The organism is Arthrobacter sp. LAR12-1-1.1 (assembly GCF_040676555.1).
Lineage (GTDB): Bacteria > Actinomycetota > Actinomycetes > Actinomycetales > Micrococcaceae > Arthrobacter.
In genome coordinates, this window is record NZ_JBEGIG010000001.1 from 120,091 (window position 1) to 136,951 (window position 16,861).

Annotated in this window: 13 protein-coding genes; 5 read left to right on the forward strand and 8 right to left on the reverse strand. The window is 65.6% G+C overall.

Going from position 1 to position 16,861, the window contains the following annotated elements; all coding sequences use genetic code 11:
- Positions 1 to 41 precede the first annotated feature (41 nt).
- From MRBLAR12_RS00580 to MRBLAR12_RS00590, 3 genes are read right to left on the reverse strand one after another with little or no spacing between them, the layout of a single operon-like run.
- Positions 42 to 1,940, reverse strand: coding sequence for an acyl-CoA synthetase (locus MRBLAR12_RS00580; protein WP_364742600.1), 1,899 nt, complete (start codon positions 1,938 to 1,940; stop codon positions 42 to 44).
- Entirely contained in the window at positions 1,937 to 2,875 is a 939-nt protein-coding gene (locus MRBLAR12_RS00585) for a fumarylacetoacetate hydrolase family protein (RefSeq protein ID WP_229996090.1), read from the reverse strand. Before MRBLAR12_RS00585 ends, MRBLAR12_RS00580 begins: the two co-directional genes overlap by 4 nt.
- Positions 2,872 to 4,026, reverse strand: a complete 1,155-nt coding sequence (locus MRBLAR12_RS00590; protein ID WP_364742603.1) for a 2,3-dihydroxybiphenyl 1,2-dioxygenase — start codon at positions 4,024 to 4,026, stop codon at positions 2,872 to 2,874. The genes MRBLAR12_RS00585 and MRBLAR12_RS00590 overlap by 4 nt, the downstream gene beginning before the upstream one ends.
- A 132-nt stretch (positions 4,027 to 4,158) precedes the next feature.
- On the opposite strand from MRBLAR12_RS00590, the gene MRBLAR12_RS00595 reads away from it, so the two are divergent.
- Positions 4,159 to 4,857 (forward strand): TetR/AcrR family transcriptional regulator, encoded by a 699-nt coding sequence (locus MRBLAR12_RS00595; protein ID WP_229996155.1) that lies wholly within the window; start codon positions 4,159 to 4,161, stop codon positions 4,855 to 4,857.
- Between the two features lie 44 nt (positions 4,858 to 4,901).
- Here the strand turns inward: MRBLAR12_RS00595 and MRBLAR12_RS00600 are convergent, their stop codons facing one another.
- From MRBLAR12_RS00600 to MRBLAR12_RS00610, 3 genes are all read right to left on the reverse strand, one after another.
- A complete protein-coding gene (locus tag MRBLAR12_RS00600) occupies positions 4,902 to 6,128 on the reverse strand; it encodes a hypothetical protein (RefSeq protein ID WP_364742607.1) in 1,227 nt (408 codons plus the stop codon).
- Between the two features lie 173 nt (positions 6,129 to 6,301).
- Positions 6,302 to 7,348, reverse strand: a complete 1,047-nt coding sequence (locus MRBLAR12_RS00605; RefSeq protein WP_229996153.1) for a zinc-binding dehydrogenase — start codon at positions 7,346 to 7,348, stop codon at positions 6,302 to 6,304.
- 439 nt (positions 7,349 to 7,787) lie between these two features.
- Positions 7,788 to 11,009, reverse strand: a complete 3,222-nt coding sequence (locus MRBLAR12_RS00610) for a bifunctional cytochrome P450/NADPH--P450 reductase (protein ID WP_364742610.1) — start codon at positions 11,007 to 11,009, stop codon at positions 7,788 to 7,790.
- 245 nt (positions 11,010 to 11,254) lie between these two features.
- Here MRBLAR12_RS00610 and MRBLAR12_RS00615 point away from each other — a divergent pair, with 245 nt between their 5' ends.
- Positions 11,255 to 11,872 carry a TetR/AcrR family transcriptional regulator gene (locus MRBLAR12_RS00615; protein WP_229995190.1) on the forward strand — a complete coding sequence of 206 codons (618 nt, stop codon included), beginning with the start codon at positions 11,255 to 11,257 and terminating at the stop codon, positions 11,870 to 11,872.
- A gap of 353 nt (positions 11,873 to 12,225) precedes the next feature.
- Here MRBLAR12_RS00615 and MRBLAR12_RS00620 read toward each other — a convergent pair whose 3' ends face one another.
- Together MRBLAR12_RS00620 and MRBLAR12_RS00625 are read right to left on the reverse strand one after the other, a co-directional pair.
- The gene (locus tag MRBLAR12_RS00620; protein WP_364742613.1) at positions 12,226 to 12,483 is read right to left on the reverse strand and encodes a hypothetical protein; all 258 of its coding nucleotides are present in this window, start codon (positions 12,481 to 12,483) and stop codon (positions 12,226 to 12,228) included.
- A 53-nt stretch (positions 12,484 to 12,536) separates the two neighbouring features.
- A complete protein-coding gene (locus MRBLAR12_RS00625) occupies positions 12,537 to 13,433 on the reverse strand; it encodes an amino acid-binding protein (protein WP_364742616.1) in 897 nt (298 codons plus the stop codon).
- 244 nt (positions 13,434 to 13,677) lie between these two features.
- Here MRBLAR12_RS00625 and MRBLAR12_RS00630 point away from each other — a divergent pair, with 244 nt between their 5' ends.
- From MRBLAR12_RS00630 to MRBLAR12_RS00640, 3 genes are all read left to right on the forward strand, one after another.
- A complete protein-coding gene (locus MRBLAR12_RS00630; protein ID WP_364742618.1) occupies positions 13,678 to 14,292 on the forward strand; it encodes a TetR/AcrR family transcriptional regulator in 615 nt (204 codons plus the stop codon).
- Between the two features lie 851 nt (positions 14,293 to 15,143).
- On the forward strand, positions 15,144 to 15,545 hold the full coding sequence (locus MRBLAR12_RS00635; protein WP_364742621.1) for a DUF1003 domain-containing protein: 402 nt from the start codon (positions 15,144 to 15,146) through the stop codon (positions 15,543 to 15,545).
- A gap of 329 nt (positions 15,546 to 15,874) precedes the next feature.
- Positions 15,875 to 16,846, forward strand: a complete 972-nt coding sequence (locus MRBLAR12_RS00640) for a diacylglycerol/lipid kinase family protein (RefSeq protein WP_364742624.1) — start codon at positions 15,875 to 15,877, stop codon at positions 16,844 to 16,846.
- Positions 16,847 to 16,861: the final 15 nt, after the last annotated feature.

A 16,861-nucleotide genomic window follows, 5' to 3' on the forward strand; every position in this document is an offset into this window, starting at 1 on the left:
CGCCGTAAAACATCCAACCAGCGCTATCGTGAGGACGATGATCATCGATTCGCCTTTCCTGCGGGCCGATGCGTGATCCGCCATCGGACGCCGTACTCGTCGAGGGTGCGCTTGACGGCCGCATGCGATGCCTCGTCAGCACGCACGGTGACGACTATCGTGCCGTCCTCGATATCGGTCTCCACGGCGTGCACGGCGGCCGTCTCCCGCAAGGCCTCGCTCAGCGCTACCCTGGTGGCGTCCGCCCGGAGCGCGAGCTTGTAGAGTTTGCCGACGGCAGTGACCGGAAGCTGGTTGACGATTGTGACCGACTTCGGCGAGGACGCCCGTTCCCCGACCCGGTCATCCGCCCATCGGATCAGGTCCTCGGTCCTGGTGGTCGCACCCGCAGCCAATGTTACGTAGGCGACAGGTACCTCTCCTGCATGCCGGTCGGGTCTGCCGACCGCCGCTGCGCCTGTCACGTCCGAGTGCGTGAGGAGGGCGTCCTCGACGAGTGCCGGGTCGATGTTGTGGCCGCCTCGGATGATCAGATCCTTGGCACGGCCGGTGAGCTGGACGAATCCGTCCTCATCTACCTGTCCGAGGTCGCCGGTGTCGAGCCAGCCGTCCCGCAGTTTGCCGAGGCCGTCGAGCAAGAGGCCGTCGGGGCCGTTGCCGATGACGTAGCCGGGAAAGACCGTCGGGCCCTTGATCACCAGCTGGCCTCTGGTGCCTGGTCCGAGATCATGCCAGTGTCCGTCGTCGTCGACGTGCACCGACTTGATCTCTTGGTAGGGCAGTCGGCAGCCGAGCGAACTCTTAGTGGCGCCTGGGAAGCTCCGTACGCTTACGCACGTCGCTTCCGTCAGGCCGTACCCTTCGATGAGGGCGACGCCGGTGGCTGTCTCGAAGCCGGCACGCACGGCCGCGGGCAAGGGACTGGCTCCGACCATGGCGTGCCGCAGGCTGCTGATGTCGGCGTTCACGGGAGATGCGGCGAGCGTGGCGTAGACGGTAGGGACGGCGCTCATGGCGGTAAGCCGGTGGTGCTCGACCAGCTTCCAGAAGACGCCGTAGAGGGCAGGGTCGCGGTAGCCCAGCGGTCCGGACCACACGACCGACTGGCCCTTGAAAAGGGGAGCGAGGACGGTCACCACGAGTGCATTGACGTGGAACAACGGCAGGGCGGCGAAGTACACGGCGTCCTCGCCGGGGAGGTCGTTGGCTGCGAGCATCCAGGCGTCGGCGACCTCGTTGGCTTGGGTGTGTGCCGCCAGCTTCGGGGTGCCGGTCGTGCCGCCAGTGTGGAAGAGTGCCGCCAGATCGCCTGGTCCGGGCTGATCGCCGTGGAACTGCTCGGACGACGCGGTTGCTGCCCGGCGTGTCAGGTAGTCTACGCTTGCGTATCCGACGGTCGAGGCCGGGCCAGAGGCTGCTTGCCCGGTCGGTGACATGAGGAGCACATAGTCCACCAGGCCCTTCTTCGCGAGGCTGAAAGCGGCCTCAGTGACGACGGGATCGAGATCGGGCCCGGCCGCCACCAGCACCCGCGCGCCCGAGCGCTGGAGCAGCTCGGCGATGTGGTCCTCGGACAAGCCGGGGTTGATCGGGACGGCGATTCCGGCAGCCTGGGCGGCGAGGGTCGCGGAGATGAGCTCCTGGCAGTTGGGCGAGAGTAAGGCCACGGTGTCCTGGCGGCCGACCCCGATTTGTCTCAGCAGGTTCGCCATCCGGTTCACATTGGCGAGAAGCTCAGCGAACGTCAGCGTGGCGGGTTCCTGCCAGCGCTCGGCGTTCCGAAGTACTGCCACTGCCGTCCGATCCGGCCAGAGCCGGGCGGCTCGGCACAGCAGCTCGTACGTCGATGCCGGAAGTCCGCGTTCGGACAGGGGGGTCCTCTCAATGTCGACGATGTCATCTGGGCTCGAGTACCGTGGCCAGAGAGTCGTGCCGTTCACCGGGCGTCCCTCACCGTCGTGCGCTGGCGCCCCAAGTCGATCTTCCCGTCGTCGGTGCTGACGGCGATCTCGATGACGTCACCGCTCTTGAGGTACTTCGGATTGCGGCCCTGGGCCTTGAAGAACAGGCGCCACTTCGTGGCCGGGGGCAGCAGATTGCTGATGATCTCGACTGGCTTCGGTGGTGCGCTCAGTGCGGTGCCGACAGGGGTGCCAGTCAGCACCAGGTCGCCGGGGGAGAGGTGCTGAAAGCGGGTGAGTGCCCCCAGCGCCTGGACGGGGAGGTAGATCATGTCGGCCACCGTCATGTCCTGGCGGACCTCGCCGTTCACCCACAGCCGCAGCCGCAGCTCACCAAAGCGGTTCCAGTCCTCGGGATCGAAGAGCACGAGTGTCGGTCCGGCGGGCGTAAAGCTCGGGTAGGACTTGGACTCGTAGAACTGGGTCTTCGGCAGTTGCAGGTCGCGGGCAGAGATGTCGTTGGTGATCACGAGCCCAGCGACGTAGTCGGCGATCGTGTCGTCGGTGATAACCGAGCCGACCGGGGTCTCTTGGCCCATCACGAGGCCGATCTCAGCCTCGTAGTCGAGGAACCGCACGTGCCCGGGCCGGACGACGTCGTCATGGGGCCCGCTGATCGAGCCCGAGGACTTGCGGAAGAAGGTCAGTGGGATTTTCTTAGGATCCATGCCGGCGTCCCTCACGTGCGAGGCGAAGTTCGTCATCTGGGCCACCACGCGGCACGGCACTGTGACCGGCGAGATGAGGTCCAGGTTTTCCACCGGCACAGTTTCGCTGCCGCCGATCGCGGCATTGATGGCCGCCCGATCGGCGATCAGCTCGCCCGTGGTGGTCGCAAGAGTGGCGATACGGGCGGCGCCGGTGGGCGTGTGGACCCACCAATTGTCGGCGGTACGCAGGATGGAGACGGTCATGAGGTGGCTACTTTCATCAGGCCGCGCAGGCGCGTGAAATCGAACTCGTTGTCGTCGCGGAGGGCTGAGACCATCGAGGCCAGCTCGCGCAGCGACTCCCGGCCGGGGGTGATACCGAGGAAGTCCTTGCTCGCCGGAGGGCCCCACTGGGCGAGATTGGAGGCGGACATTTGTGCCCAACCGGGCTCGAGGGTGCAGTCGAACATGTCCCCATCGGTGAAGTGCTCGACCAGGAATCCGTTGGGATCGCGCCAGTAGTCGAAGATTTGGCTGCCCTGGATGTGGCGGCCGATCCCCCACGAACGGTGGTACCCAAGGTCGTGCAGAAGCTCACCGCCGGCGGCAAGGGCATCGAGGTCAGCGACCTGGTATGCCGAGTGCACGTAGCGGTTCGTCGGTCCCAGCGTCATCGCGATGGTGTGATGATCGGTTGGTGTCGAACCCCGGTCGCAGCGGATGAAGCTCATTGTCGGACCGCGCTCGCGCTGGCCAGGGTAGTAGAGGAAGTCGCTGACGATCAGGCCGAGGTGTTCCAGGTGCCAGTCGAGCGTTTCACGGTACTTTGTGCTCTGAAGCACGACGTGACCGAGGCGCTGAACCGTCGCTGGTTGACGCAGTGGCCGCTGGGTCTGGTTGGCCCGCGCCAGCTCGTGGCCGGAGTTGAACGTGAGCGGCGTCTGGGCCGGTAGTGCAGGGAGTTTGTGCGTGTCTGCGACGACGCGAATCGCCGCGCCGCTCGGATCCACGAGGTTAACCCCTATGCCGCCGATGGTCTCCGGTAGTTTTTTCGTGGTCGTGCCTGTCGCGTCAGCCAGGCGAAGGACGTCCGAGGCCTCGGCCGCAGTGAACGCGGCGCCCAGGTATTGCGATCTCGGTCCGCGCCGTACGATCACGCACGGCGCTCCGGTGTCGGTGCCTCGGAGGTGCAGCTCGTCAGGGGTGCGCAGGCTCGTGGCGAAGCCGAAGGCGTGCGCGAAGGTCTCGGCAGCGAGCAGGTCTGGCTTCTGGAACTCGAGCCAGGCGATGTCATGCACCTTGATGATCGGGTTCGCCGCCCGTCCGCGGTGCTCGCCTCGCAGCGCCCCTTGCTCACTATGCAGGTCAGTGTGCAGGTCGCTGTGGGTCCCAGGGTGGTCAGGGTGGTCATTCATGGATAGCCTCACTTTCTGAATCTATATTCGGTTATGAAGATATCGTCAGTCAAGGGCAGTTGAAGATTTCTTCACTATATTGATGGCGCGCTGGTAGGATTCCTTTGACCGGATGACTTCAAGGAGCCAGCGATGACCCAAGCCCCAACTTCGTCCCCGGAACCCACCCGGTCGCATCGACGGAAGGCGCAGACTCGCGCCGCGTTGATCCGCGCAGCACAGTCCTTCCTGGCTCAAGGACGGACCAATACGCCGGTGCTGGAGATCACTCAGGCCGCGGACGTTGGGATCGGCTCCTTCTACAACCACTTTGAGTCGAAAGACCAGCTGTTCGAGGCAGCGGTCGAGCACGTCATGGACCTCCTCGGCGCGGTCCTGGACGAGCTCACCACCGACGTCGACGACCCCGCCGTCGCGTTTGCCACCAGCTTCCGGTTGACCGGTCGCTTCCACCGCCGTGAACCTCAGCTCAGCAAGGTGATCCTGCACGCAACTCTCGACATCCTCGGCGCGCAGACAGGACTGGCGCCGCGTGTCCGGCGTGACATTCAGGCCGGCGTCGATTCCGGTCGGTTCACAATGACAGACGTCGACGTAGCCGTGGTGTGCGCCGTCGGTGCGGCAACCTTCCTCGGACAGCTCATCCATGCCGAACCGGACCGCGACGACGCCGAGACGACGGATCGGGCGACCGAGGCGCTGCTGCGAATGTTGGGTGTCTCTGCCAACGAAGCGCGTGCAATATGTAGCAGTCCACTCCCCGAACTCCAAACGGCCGGGCTGCGCGGTGCCGTCGACGAGGTGGCAGCGAACGGAGACGCTGCCCGCTGAATTGCCCGACCTCGGGATGCCGGCGGGGAACGACCGTCACCATGCTAATCGCGCTCTGGAACCTCTGGCGCTTTCCGGGTTTCGAGTTTTTGGAGGCCGTCCGCAAATTCGCAGTTGTGAATCAAGAGTTCGGTGAAGTCAAACCCGCTCATTTCTTTACTGCCTGTAAATATGTTCTTGTCGAAGGTGCAGTTGATGAAGGACAAGGATTTGGGCCGCTGATACGTGGCGAAGTTGAAGCTACCGTCTTCAAATCGGCAATCTTTGAACGTTAGGGACAGGGCATCGCGGCTTTGTTCGACATTTTCAAATTTTGTTCCGCTGAAAGTGCATCGGTTGAATTCGATTCGACCGCGACCACTGCCGTTTTCGTCGATACTGTATCTGACGCTGCCGCCATGAAACACGGAGTCCTGGAAGAGAAGATTGCCCATGTCCAACTGCAGATCGGTCAGGTCGACGCTGCCGGCGGCCACGTACCACCTGGCCATGTAGCCGAGGTCATGGTCTCCACGGTCCTCGGCACGAACGCCTCGGAGGTCCAGCTGTGCGCCATTGACGTATAGGTCGGAAATGTTGGACGGGGCATGATATGCCATGTTGATGCGCAGCCCCCAGTACCGTCCCTCCTCGAGCCCTGCCTTTAAGCGGCGGAGGATGGTCGCGGTAATGAGAGAGCCTACATCCGAAAGATTATCTTTGTCCTTCTTGGCCAGTCTTAAAAATTCAGTCAAAAGACTTACACAGTTTTGCCGCTCAACTTCGTTGCGCTCCGCAAACCATTCATCGGTCAGGGACTCGATTGAATGGACGCCAGCAATGGCAAGGGGGAGCTTTTTGCTCCCCAGCTGCTCTGCTGCAAGTGAGTATCGGTCCCTAAGGGCGGAGACCACCTGGGTATCATGCTGCCGTTGCTGTAGTTCCAAAAGGCTGTTGGTGATCGAGAGATTTTCCTCTGTCGCTCTTTGACTCCGGTAGGTGAGGAGCAGCGTCACACCAACACCGAGCGCAGCCCCTGCTGTCACGGCGTTCCGAAGAACGCCGGACTGTTGATCAGTCGTCAGCGTCTGCTGATTTCCCAAGGGTGTCAGACTCTGCGTGGTGTAGGCGGCGAAGACGTAAGATAGCGCCGCGACCAAGGCTAGGGAGGCGAGAAACCCGAGTAGGACCAGCCCCCATAGGCTGACTTTTTCCTTCGAAGCAGCCGTCGGGGACTCGTGACGTTTCCTAGACATGGCATCCTCGATTGTCTCGATTGTTGGGTAGGTCACGGGGGTGAATATGTGCGCTGAACAAGGTTCGTTGCTGCCTCGTTGTCGCTTATGTGGGTCTGAAGACCCGGGACGAAACCGACAGTTCACGAGAGGCCGGCGCCGGTGCTCCCTCAAGCACCGGCGCCCACCCGCTCCTGCCGAGCTGGTCTTGATGAACTGCTGTTCAGCTGTCAGGGCACCAGGATGAGGCGGATCGGGTCGCCGATCTTGTTCGCCAGCCGGTTCACCGCGTCGGCCGCCTCGGCGAGCGGGAAGTGGTCGGTGATCGAGGGGGCGAGGTCTAGACGTCCGACCTCGGCCAGCCGGACCAGCTCGCTGACGGACTCGGGGGTGCCGCCGTAGTGGCCGCGCACCTGCTTGCCGAGGTAGTTGAAGGTCAGGCCCTCGGTGATGGTGAGGGGCCTGGGGCTGATGCCGACCAGGATGAGGGCGCCGTTGAGGCCGAGTACGGAGGCGGCCTGCTCTCGGACGGCGGGCACGCCGGCGCAGTCGAAGGCGAAGTCCAGGCCTCGTCCGCCCGTAGCCATGCGGATGTGGTCGGCGAAGTCGTCGGCGGCAGGGTCCAGGGCGAAGTCCGCACCGAAGGCCAGGGCACGCTCGCGGGCGCTGGGCAGCGGGTCGACGGCGATGACCGGCGCGGCGCCGGCCATGCGGGCGACCCGGACGTTGTGGGCGCCGACTCCGCCGACGCCCCAGATGCCGACGGACTGTGCGGGGCGCACCCCGGCGGTGGCAACGACGGCGGCGTAGGGGGTGGAAACCGCGTCGGGGATGATCGCTGCCTGATCGAAGGGGAGGTTGTCGGGAATGGGGATGAGCGTGTCCTCGCGGGCGAGGGTGTACTGGGCCCAGCCGCCGTCGTAGTCGATGCCGGCGGTGCGCATCTGGGTACAGGGGCGGCGGCGCACGCAGCCGCCGCACTGGCCGCAGGTCTTGCCGGCCTCAAGGGTAACGCGGGTGCCGACGGTCAGTCCGCGCTTAAGGTCAGGGCCGAGGGTGTGGATCACACCGGCGACCTCGTGGCCGACGGTGACCGCGTCGGAGGTGGCGAACAGTGGGACGAGGGAACCGTCGAGCAGGTGGACGTCCGACAGGCAGACACCTGCGGCCTTCACCTCGATCAGGATTTCACCCGGGCCCGGAACGGGGATGGGGACCTCCTCCACGGCGAACTTCTTGCTGTCCAGGTGGAAGCGTCCGGCGAGCATGGTATTCATGGTGATCTGCTTTCTCTGAGCGGCATTTCCTGGCGGTTCGGGCCGATGGCTGCCGTGTGGTTTGTGGTGGTTCGCAATCGGGTGGTGGCCGGGAAGGGGGGCGGTGTCGGGTCTGCCGCACCCTCCCGGAGTCTGGGGGATCAGGCGAATGTGTGGACACCGCCGCGGTTTTCAGTCAGCTGCGGTCTCGCAGTACCAGCCGGCCCATGGCGTATGGGTCAGCTCGCAAGCCCGCCGGTGCTCAAGGTGAGCAGGCGGAAGTTGCGGTGGCGGTAATGTGGTTGCATCGGTTTTGCCGGTGGCTGCCAGGATGCCTCCGTGAGGGGCGGCCGTGGCCTGGGTTTCCGTCGCCATGATGACTCCTTTTGTTGACTTGCTCAGTGGTGGCCGGGAGGGGGCGGGGTGTCGGGACCGCCGCACCCTCCCGGCGTCTGGGGGATCAGGCGAAGACGTCCTGCTGGTAGCGCGCATCGGCTTCGAGCTGGGCGAGCCACTGCTGGGCGGCCTCGTCGTCGCTGCCGGTCCGCTCGCGGTGAATCGCCGCGAGGGCCTCGCGCACGGCGGGCGCCATGCGGCGGCCGTCACCGCAGACGTAGATGTGCGCGCCGTCTTCGATGGCTTGCCATACTGTGTCGGCGGCGTTGGCGATGGCGTTCTGGACGAACCGGGCCGGGTGGCCGGTCACCGCGGAGTAGGCGGTGTGCACCTGGGCGATCCCGGCCTGCTCCCAGTCCTGCATCTCCTGCCGGTAGAAGTAGTCGTGCTCCGGGTGGCGGCAGCCGACGAAGACCTGCGACAGACCCACCTTCGTGCCGCTCTCGTGCTGCGATGCGCGTTCCTCCAGGAAGCCGCGCAGTGGCGCGATGCCGGTGCCGGGGCCGATGAGGATCAGCGGCGTGGCGGGGTCGGCCGGCGGGGCGAAGGTCGGGGAGGGCACGCGCACGTAGCCGTAGAAGACGTCCCCGGGCTCAAGGCCGCCGATGTAGGACGAGCAGGTGCCCCGGTACTGGCCGTCACCGGACAGGGCCGGGCCTTCCAGCAGGCCCACGGTCAGGCGCACGTGGCGGGGGTTGGCCAGCGGGGCGGAGGAGATGGAGTAGAACCGCGCGCGGATCGGACCCATCATGTCCAGGAAGACCGCGAGCGGCAGCTCGACCGCCCGGAAGCGCTCCAGCAGGCCCAGCACGGAGACACGCTTGCCCAGGATCTCAGTCTGATAGCGCTCCTCGGCTTCGGCGGTGTCGGCCGTGTAGGCCTGAAGCTGCGGTCGGGTCCACGGGCACTCCGTGTGCTCAGCCAGCGTCTGCATCTGGGAGCGGGTGGCCACGTCCTGCAACTCCAGGAAATCGGTGAGCAGCAGTCCTGCCGTCACAGGGGTGCCCACAGGGAGGTGGGTGCGGCCGCCGGTGGGCAGCTCCAGGCGCAGGACCTGATCGCGGTCGACGCCGAGCGCCGCGAGGGCACGGTTCACCAGGGCCGGTTCGTTCTTGGCGAAGACGGCCAGGTGGTTGCCGGTCTCGTAGGTGACACCCTCCGGCAGGCCGATGGTGATGGACTTCGCCGCCGGGCGCGGCGGCTCGAGGCTGAAGTCCCACAGGCCGGTGGCGTCGGCCACGAGTTCCTCGTTGGCCACCACCGTGAGGGGGTAGGCCTGCTCGGAGACGATCGCGGGGCGCACGTCCGCCTCGGTGAGCAACTGCACCTGGAAGCGCGGGCTGCTCACCTCGGAGGTGTCGGCGGCGTACTCCTCGGCCAGGGTGGCCCACAGGGTTTCCATCCAGCGGCTGGCCATGCCGTCGAAGTCACCGGCGGCATCCGCGGCGCCGCGCTCGATGACGGGGGTGGCGCCGGCGGCCAGCAGGCCTTCTTCGATCCGCTTGGGGAAGCCCTGGTAAGTGGCCACCCACTGGGTGTTGCCGGCCCCCAGCAGTGCGAACCGCACGTCCGACAGCGAACCCTCCGGGAGTCCGGAAGCGAGCAGGTCGTCGAAACGCTGCGCGTTGTCCGGGGCCTTGCCGTTGTAGCTGGAGGCCACCACGACAAGCAGGCCCTCGGTGGGCAGGTTGTCGCCCAGCTCGTCCAGACCGATCAGCGTGGTGCCGAAGCCGGAGCGCTCACTGCGGTCGGCGATGGTGCGCGCCAGGTCCTCGCACGAGCCGAGGCTGGAGCCGTAGGCGACGGTCAGGTTCACCCCGACACCGCTGACTGCGGCCTGCGCCGGCGTGTCGCCGGTCTGCAGGTCCACTGCGCCGAACACGGTCCGCTCGTGCTCCTGACGGGACCGCACTTCCAGTTCGAAGCCGCCGGGCTTGCGCGTCAGCGCCTCCTGGACGTCCATCTTGTAGTCGTTGGTGTCGGCGAACTTGAACTTCTGCAGCACCAGCGCGAGGGCCAAGCGGGCCTCGGTGAGCGCAAACTGCCGGCCGATACAGGCACGCACGCCGTTGCCGAACGGCTTGTAGGCGTGCGGGTGGTGGTTGACCCGGTTCTCCGGCAGCCACCGGTTGATGTCGAACTCCTCCGGCCGGTCCCACGCCTTGGGGTGGGTGTGCAGCGGGCCCTCGAGGATGTTGACCCGCGCTCCCTTCTTCAGTTCGTAGCCGCCGCCGATGACGGTGTCCTCCAGCGGGGACTTGCCGATCATCGGGATGGGAGCCCACAGGCGCAGGGTTTCCTCGAGGATGCGCGGGATTACGTCCATCTGCATGATCGTGTCGTAGTCCGGGACCGTGTCGCCCGGAAGCAGGCGGTCCACCTCTGCGTAGGCCTGGGCCAGTACGTGCGGGTTGCGCATCAGCGAGTACGTGGCGAACGACAGCAGACCACTGGTGGTCTCGTGACCGGCGATCAGGAACGTCACTACCTGGTCACGGACGTTGTCGTCGTCCAGCCCCTTGCCGGTCTCCGGGTCGGTGGCCTCCAGCATCAGACCCAGCAGGTCATCCTCTGCAGTGCCCTTCCCCTCACGGCGCTCCCTGATCACACTCTCGACCAGGTCCCGCATCTGCTGGATGTTCGCGCGGTACTTCTTGTCATCGGCCTTGCGCAATTTGGTCATCATCGGCAGCTCCTGCGTGCGCCGCAGCGACTCAACCAGCGACTCCAGCAGCGCGTTGAGGAAGGGGTGCAGATCCTCCTTGGCGAAAGAGTCGAACCGGTAACCGAACCCCGACAGGGCGATGGTGTCCAGGGTCAGCCGAGTGTAGTCGTCGGTGATGTTGACCGGCTGGCCCTCCCTGCGCTCCCACTTGCCCACCAGGTTCTGGGCTATCTCCAGCATCTGCCCGTAGTAGCCCTTCATCGCCCGCTGGCTGAAGGCCGGGAGAAGGACTCGGTGCGCCATGCCCCATTCCTCCTCGTGCTGGTGGGCCGTGAACAGGCCGGCGCCCGTGAAGTCCCGGACATGGGCCAGGGGCGTCTTGTCGATCTGCTTGAAGAACCGCGACTCGTCGCAAACCTCGGCCACCAGGTCCGGGTCCCAGACGAAGACCTGCTCGATGCCGGCGATCTCCATGCTGTAGAGCCCCTCGGGGAACTGCTTGGACACTTCGCCGAAGTACTCCACCGGGTTGGTGCTGGGGATTTGCGGCGTGTGGCCGAAGAGCGGGACCGCGCGCGGAGACCTGATGGGTCGCGATTCGTTCTTGAACTGAGTGGTCATGGGTTTGCTCCTTTGTGCAGGGCGTGGATGGGCTGTTGCGTCGGTGATGTTGGAGATGCACCGCAGAAACATACGTTGTATGGAATTGCAACCATACATCGTACGGAAGGTCGATCGCAACCCGGAATGTCGAGTGGCTTCATTCCGCCGCACGGCCGAGGTTATTTCCATACGCTGTACGAATTTGATAGTGTCCGAGTATGGAAAAAACGAAGAGTTCCCCGCGGGGGACCAGGAAAAGAGAGGTGCCTCTGACCGAGGCCGGGATCTACGCCGCCGCCCTGCGGCTCATCGACGCGGACGGGGTCGAGGCGCTCACCATGCGTAAACTTGCCACCGCGCTCGATGCGAACCCGATGTCGCTCTACTACCACGTGCCGAACAAGGACGCCGTGCTGCGGGGCGTGGCGAGAATGGTCGGCGCCCAGTTCCGCACCGTGACGCTGGAGGACGCTTCCTGGCAGGAGCGCATCCGCCTGCTCGCCACGGAGTTCCGGACGCTGGCGCACAGCCACCCCAGGTTCATGGGCTACTCGTTCAGCCTGCAGTCGGACTTCATCCAGCCCGACGACCCGTTCTGGACTGAGCTCACCGCGATCCTGGACGCCGCAGGGGTGCCGCACTCGGAGCTCTCTCATTTCACCGCTCTCGTGGGCTTCGCCATGAACGGTGTCCTCACCGCCGAACTCACCGGCGCGCTCCACCGGTGGTCGAGCCTTAACCCCCCCAGTGTCGGCGAAGATGGGCTCACCCCTCCAGGCCGTGACGAGAACCGCGTCTTCCACCTGGCGCTGGACACGATCATCATGGGTCTGGAGGGCCAACTCGCCGCCTTTGGTGAGAGCCAGGGCGCCGACCATTGATTGTGCGGTCCTGTAGCGTTGCCGCCTGAGGGCGCCTGGCTTTGGCGGCTTTGATGAGGGGGAGTTCGTTCCTGCGCAGTGATCCACCATCGCAAAGCGCGGCGGCAATCCTCTGCAGCAACGCAAAATCGGCACCGCCCCGGGTTGGAGTTGAGGCCCGCCCGAGTCGGCCGCAGTGGTTTGGAGTCACTCCCGCCGAACGGTTGGATGGGCTGACGCCCCTGCCCAAGCCGGTCCCTCACGGCGGCGTCCGCCAGCCTCCCGCCCTCGGGTTTAAGGGGGATGCTTACGCTCCTTCGGTCATCTGTGTCCGGGTGCCGGCTTACCAGTCCGCGGTCTGTCGACCCGGTTCATCAACGGGATGACGACGGCGGTGCCGCAGATCTCGCGTCTCGGGGTGCTGTTGGAATCCTTAGAATGGCGGCGGCCTCCATGTCCACGAGCTTGCGTGTTCCGGTCCTTTGGCAAATGATCCAGAACATCTCCACGGACGGCAGGGTCTGGTTCACCCTTCCTCGGTGCAGGAGCTTGCCGAAGCGCCAGGCTTCGATTTCGTCTCCGTAGGAAAGTTCCGAGCATGAGCGGATAGGTGAGGACTGGGCTGCCGTCATGGTTGTCTCCTTTCGGGGCGGTTCCCGCAGCGGGAACGACACCTCCCGGTTTTCTATTGCCGAGGCCGTACTGGGTGTTTTCGTGTCAATTCAGTGAGCTCGGCGAGCTCGGCTAGCCGGTGTGCCCGGGCGGATTCGGCCGGTGTGAAGGGCGCCCGGGGGCGGGAGAAGCCGAGGGGTCCATGCCGGGGGGATGGTATTTTCAGGACGGTGCCATCACATGCCGGTTTGCTGGTCGCGGGTGAGGTGCTGTCGCCGGTGGGAGCCGCGACGGGCTTGGCGTCGAGCAGTTCGGCGACCGCGAGTTGGAGTTCGCCTGGGTCCTCCACGACCCGCAGGGCAAGGGCAAGGGCCTTGGTCTGGCCGTCCGCCACGGTCAGGGCTGTCGCCGGCCACGCTCGGACATCCCGTCCTCCGCCGCCCGCGGCCGCAGCGAGTAGTTCCGCGTGGGTGACATGATCTGGCGTGGAGACGACCAGCTCGTCCAGCATCCCGCCGGCAACGGTGTGATTCCGGCACACGAGGATCTCGGCGTCGACGCCGGAGATGGCCTCTGCCAGTTTCTCCTGGGCTTCGTTGCTGTAATCGATCAGAGTGCGGACCCGCCACAGGGCCGCAGAGTTGTGCAGCCGCCGTCGGTGGCGCAGGGCCGGTGCGTGCAGCCAGCCCCGCAATGCGCGCCGGACGGAGGGCTCGGCGACCCAGATCACCAGTACGGTGGCCGTCAAAGTCAGGACCAGTACCTTCAGAACATAAGGGAGTGCCGCGTTCACTACAGCGGCATGAACCAAAAGCTCAATCGGCAGCATGGCTGTGACGTTGGCCAGGGTAAGACGGGCTTTCGAGGGATGGGGCAGTTGGCCGCAGGCGTCACACAGCAGCGCTTTGATGGGGTTCTTCTTTCGAGGCGTTGTTATGGGTGGCGAGTCGTTCATGGACTGAGCGGTCATGAGTTGCTCCTTTGTGCAGGGCGGTATGGGCAAGGGCGCCCGTGATGCAGGGTAGACTGAGGAAACATACGATGTATGGAAATGTAACCGTACAACGTATGGAAGGTTGACCGCAACCCGGATTTTACAGGCGACTGTCATCCCGCCGCATGGCTGGGGGCACTTTTCATACACTGTATGAATCTGATACCGTCCCCGTATGGAAAAGACGAAGAGTCCACCGCGGGGAACCAGGAAGAGAGAGGTGCCTCTGACCGAGGCCGGAATCTACGCCGCCGCCCTGCGGCTCATCGATGCGGATGGGGTCGAGGCGCTCACCATGCGTAAACTCGCGACCGCGCTCGATGCGAACCCGATGTCGCTGTACCACCACGTGGCGAACAAGCACGCCGTGCTGCGCGGCGTGGCCAGAATGGTCGGCACCCAGTTCCGCACCGTGGCGCTGGAGGGCGCTCCCTGGCAGGAGCGCATCCGCCTGCTCGCCACGGATTTCCGGACTCTGGCGCACAGCCACCCCAGGCTCATGGGCTACTCGTTCAGCCACCAGGCGGACTTCATCCAGCCCGAAGACCCGTTCTTGGTTGCGCTCACCGCGATCCTGGACGCCGCCGGGGTGCCGCACTCGGAACTCCCGCAGTTCACCGCTCTCGGGGGCGTCGTCATCACCGGTGTCGTCACCGCCGAACTCAACGGCGCGCTCCACCGGTGGTCGAGCCTGAAACCCCCCACTGTCGGCGAAGACGGGCTCACCCCTCCAGGCAGTGACGTCCGCGTCTTCCGCCTGACGCTGGACACGATCATCATGGGCCTGGAAAGCCAACTGGGCGCTGAGGGTGACTTCCAGGGCGCCGACCATTGATTGTGCAGTCCTGTAGCGTTGCCGCCTGAGAGCGACCCGTGGTCGGGCGGCTCAGGCCGCAACGCATGAGGGGGCACCCTTGACTTCCGCAAAGGCCCATTCCATGCGGCCGCTGCAGATGCGCTGCGTGCTGCGGCTAGCTTCACGCCACGGTCGTGTCGGTCGAGCCGCTGGCGGCAGTGCTCATAAGCTCGGTCAGCCGGTACCGGTCGAGAGCGTGACGTTGAGCCGGCCGTCGACGCGCTTGACCCCTTCGGCGCCGGTGCCCAGCACCGGCCGGACTCCTCGGCGCTGGAACTCATCGGCCACCAGCCGGGCGGCGACCTCGTAGTCGATCCGCCGGCGGGCCTCGAGTTCAACGAGGGCGGCGGCATGGAATGCCTCCAGGCTGCACTCTCCCGGTTGCGGTTCGAGGATCAGAACCGTTCAATCTGATCTGCTTCCAGACCCGTCCCGTCCAAGTCAGATACCCACATCCTCGTGGCCATGGCCCCGTCCGGGCCTGGGGTCGAGAGCGTCACGATCTCATGGGGGAGAGAGCCGTCCAGAACGTGGGAGAGCTACCACACTGCCATCAGGCGCTGCAGCTTCACCTGGCTCTCACTGGCATCCATTCGTGGTGACATCTTCCCAGTTGAAGCAACAACCCAGCGTTTAGGACGTCTCGGGACCTAAGCCCCTATCGTTCCTGTTCGGACGGTCAAAACTGGAGGTGAGAGACCGCGTCCCTCCAAGGTGCTCGAGTAGCTGTTGGAGGCGGCGGAGCATCCGGGACCCGGCCGTCGACGCCGTATGCAGTAACTGCCACAGATCGTAGCGTGGCTCGTCCGCCGCAACTTCCGAGGAGAGCAATGCCCCGACTCCACCCGCCGCCGCCACTGCGCGAACACCCGGTCGTGACCAGGTTCCGGGAGAAGCGTGCCGAGCACCCGCAGCTGAGGATCGCCGATGCAATCACCAGCTCTGCCGGATCGATGCCTTTCGTTTACGTCCATGTGGTCGTCTTCGCCGGGTGGATGCTGTTCGTCGAGAAGAGCCCGTGGCCCACGCTGACCCGCGTCGTTTCGCTGGAGTCGATCTTCCTGTCGACCTTCATCATGATCGGGCAGAACCGCGCATCCGCCTTCCAACAGGAAAAGGCTGATCACGACTTCCTAGAGCAGGAAACTGAACTGAAGAACAACACCGAGCTCACCCGCGAGATCCACAAGCTCAAGACGGAGCTGCATCGACGTGTGATCGGCCAGGGATGACCGCCGCCTATGGCCCGGAGGGCGCCGCCCCGATTACCCAGAGGCCCCTGGCAGCTCGCGGCGTGCGCTGGCCGCGGGTGGGGCGACACGGCGGCATGCCTCATGCGGCTTCGCCTTCGTCAGCGACGTCGCGCAGACGCTTCCCACCACGCCGACTGAACGCCGTGGTGACTCGTTCGAGCAGATCCAACACCGGTTGGGTCGGGGCGTTAATAGCCGGGACGGTGCTCGCCTTGGCGGGCATCGCGGCCCTCCGCGGGATTCGCGTCCTGCGACGGTCGGGACCTCCGGGCCGCGCCGTTTCGCCGGCGGGCCATCCCGCCTTGATCGTGAACCCCCGCAGCGGCGGCGGCAAGGCCGATCGCCTCGGCTTGGTCAACGAATGCCGGGCCCGCGGCATTGAGGTGCTCGTCCTCGAACCGGGGCAGGACCTGACCGGCCTGGCCGAGGCCGCGGTGGCCCGCGGCGCCGATGTGCTCGGCATGGCTGGCGGAGACGGCTCGCTTGGGCTGGTCGCGGACGTGGCCGCCCGGCACGGTGTGCCCATGGTCGTGGTGCCCGCCGGCACCTTCAACCATCTGGCCATGGACCTCGGCCTCGACCGCGGCAACGTTCTCGGGGCACTCGACGCGTTCGGAGTGGCGGTGGAACACCGCATCGACCTCGGCCAAGTCAACGGCCGGGTGTTCGTCAACAACGTTTCGCTCGGGCTGTACGCGCAGATCGTCCGTTCCCCCGAGTACCGAAATGCCAAGGTGGACACCACCCTAAGCATGCTGCCGAGCATGCTGGGGCCCGGGAGTCGACCCTTCGACCTGCGCTTTACCGGTCCGGCGGGGGAGGAGTACACCCGCGCGCACGTCCTCCAGGTCTCGAACAACCCGTATGGCCGCACGCCCGCCACCCTCGCCAACCGGCCGCGACTCGACGGCGGCCACCTCGGGGTGATCGCCCTCAAGCTCCCGGACGATCCAGCAGAAGCACGGCGCCAGGTGGCCGCGGCCAGCGGCCACCCGGAGACGTTTCCCGGCTCCGTCGCTTGGGAGCCCACGACGTTTGAGGTGGCTTCGAGTGGGCCGATCGACGTCGGCATGGACGGGGAAGCGCTCCGCATGGCGGCCCCACTGCGGTTCACCATTCGGCCGGGCGCGCTGCGGATCCGCCTTCCCCGCGAGACCCGGATCTCACCGGCGGCCCGTCCGCTCCCGGCCCGCTCGACTCTCCGGGACTCGCTGCGCAGCGGGCTCGGCCGTTGGTCGGAGCTACGGCCGCGTACCACCCCGCATTACCCGCCCGGGTGAAAGGGCCTCCTTATA

Bases quoted from the DNA above. Each gene is read 5' to 3' on its own strand.
- MRBLAR12_RS00585 (WP_229996090.1), bottom strand. From the start codon at position 2,875: ATGACCGTCTCCATCCTGCGTACCGCCGACAATTGGTGGGTCCACACG.
- MRBLAR12_RS00590 (WP_364742603.1), bottom strand. From the start codon at position 4,026: ATGAATGACCACCCTGACCACCCTGGGACCCACAGCGACCTGCACACT.
- MRBLAR12_RS00595 (WP_229996155.1), top strand. From the start codon at position 4,159: ATGACCCAAGCCCCAACTTCGTCCCCGGAACCCACCCGGTCGCATCGA.
- MRBLAR12_RS00605 (WP_229996153.1), bottom strand. From the start codon at position 7,348: ATGAATACCATGCTCGCCGGACGCTTCCACCTGGACAGCAAGAAGTTC.
- MRBLAR12_RS00610 (WP_364742610.1), bottom strand. From the start codon at position 11,009: ATGACCACTCAGTTCAAGAACGAATCGCGACCCATCAGGTCTCCGCGC.
- MRBLAR12_RS00620 (WP_364742613.1), bottom strand. From the start codon at position 12,483: ATGACGGCAGCCCAGTCCTCACCTATCCGCTCATGCTCGGAACTTTCC.
- MRBLAR12_RS00625 (WP_364742616.1), bottom strand. From the start codon at position 13,433: ATGACCGCTCAGTCCATGAACGACTCGCCACCCATAACAACGCCTCGA.
- MRBLAR12_RS00635 (WP_364742621.1), top strand. From the start codon at position 15,144: ATGCCCCGACTCCACCCGCCGCCGCCACTGCGCGAACACCCGGTCGTG.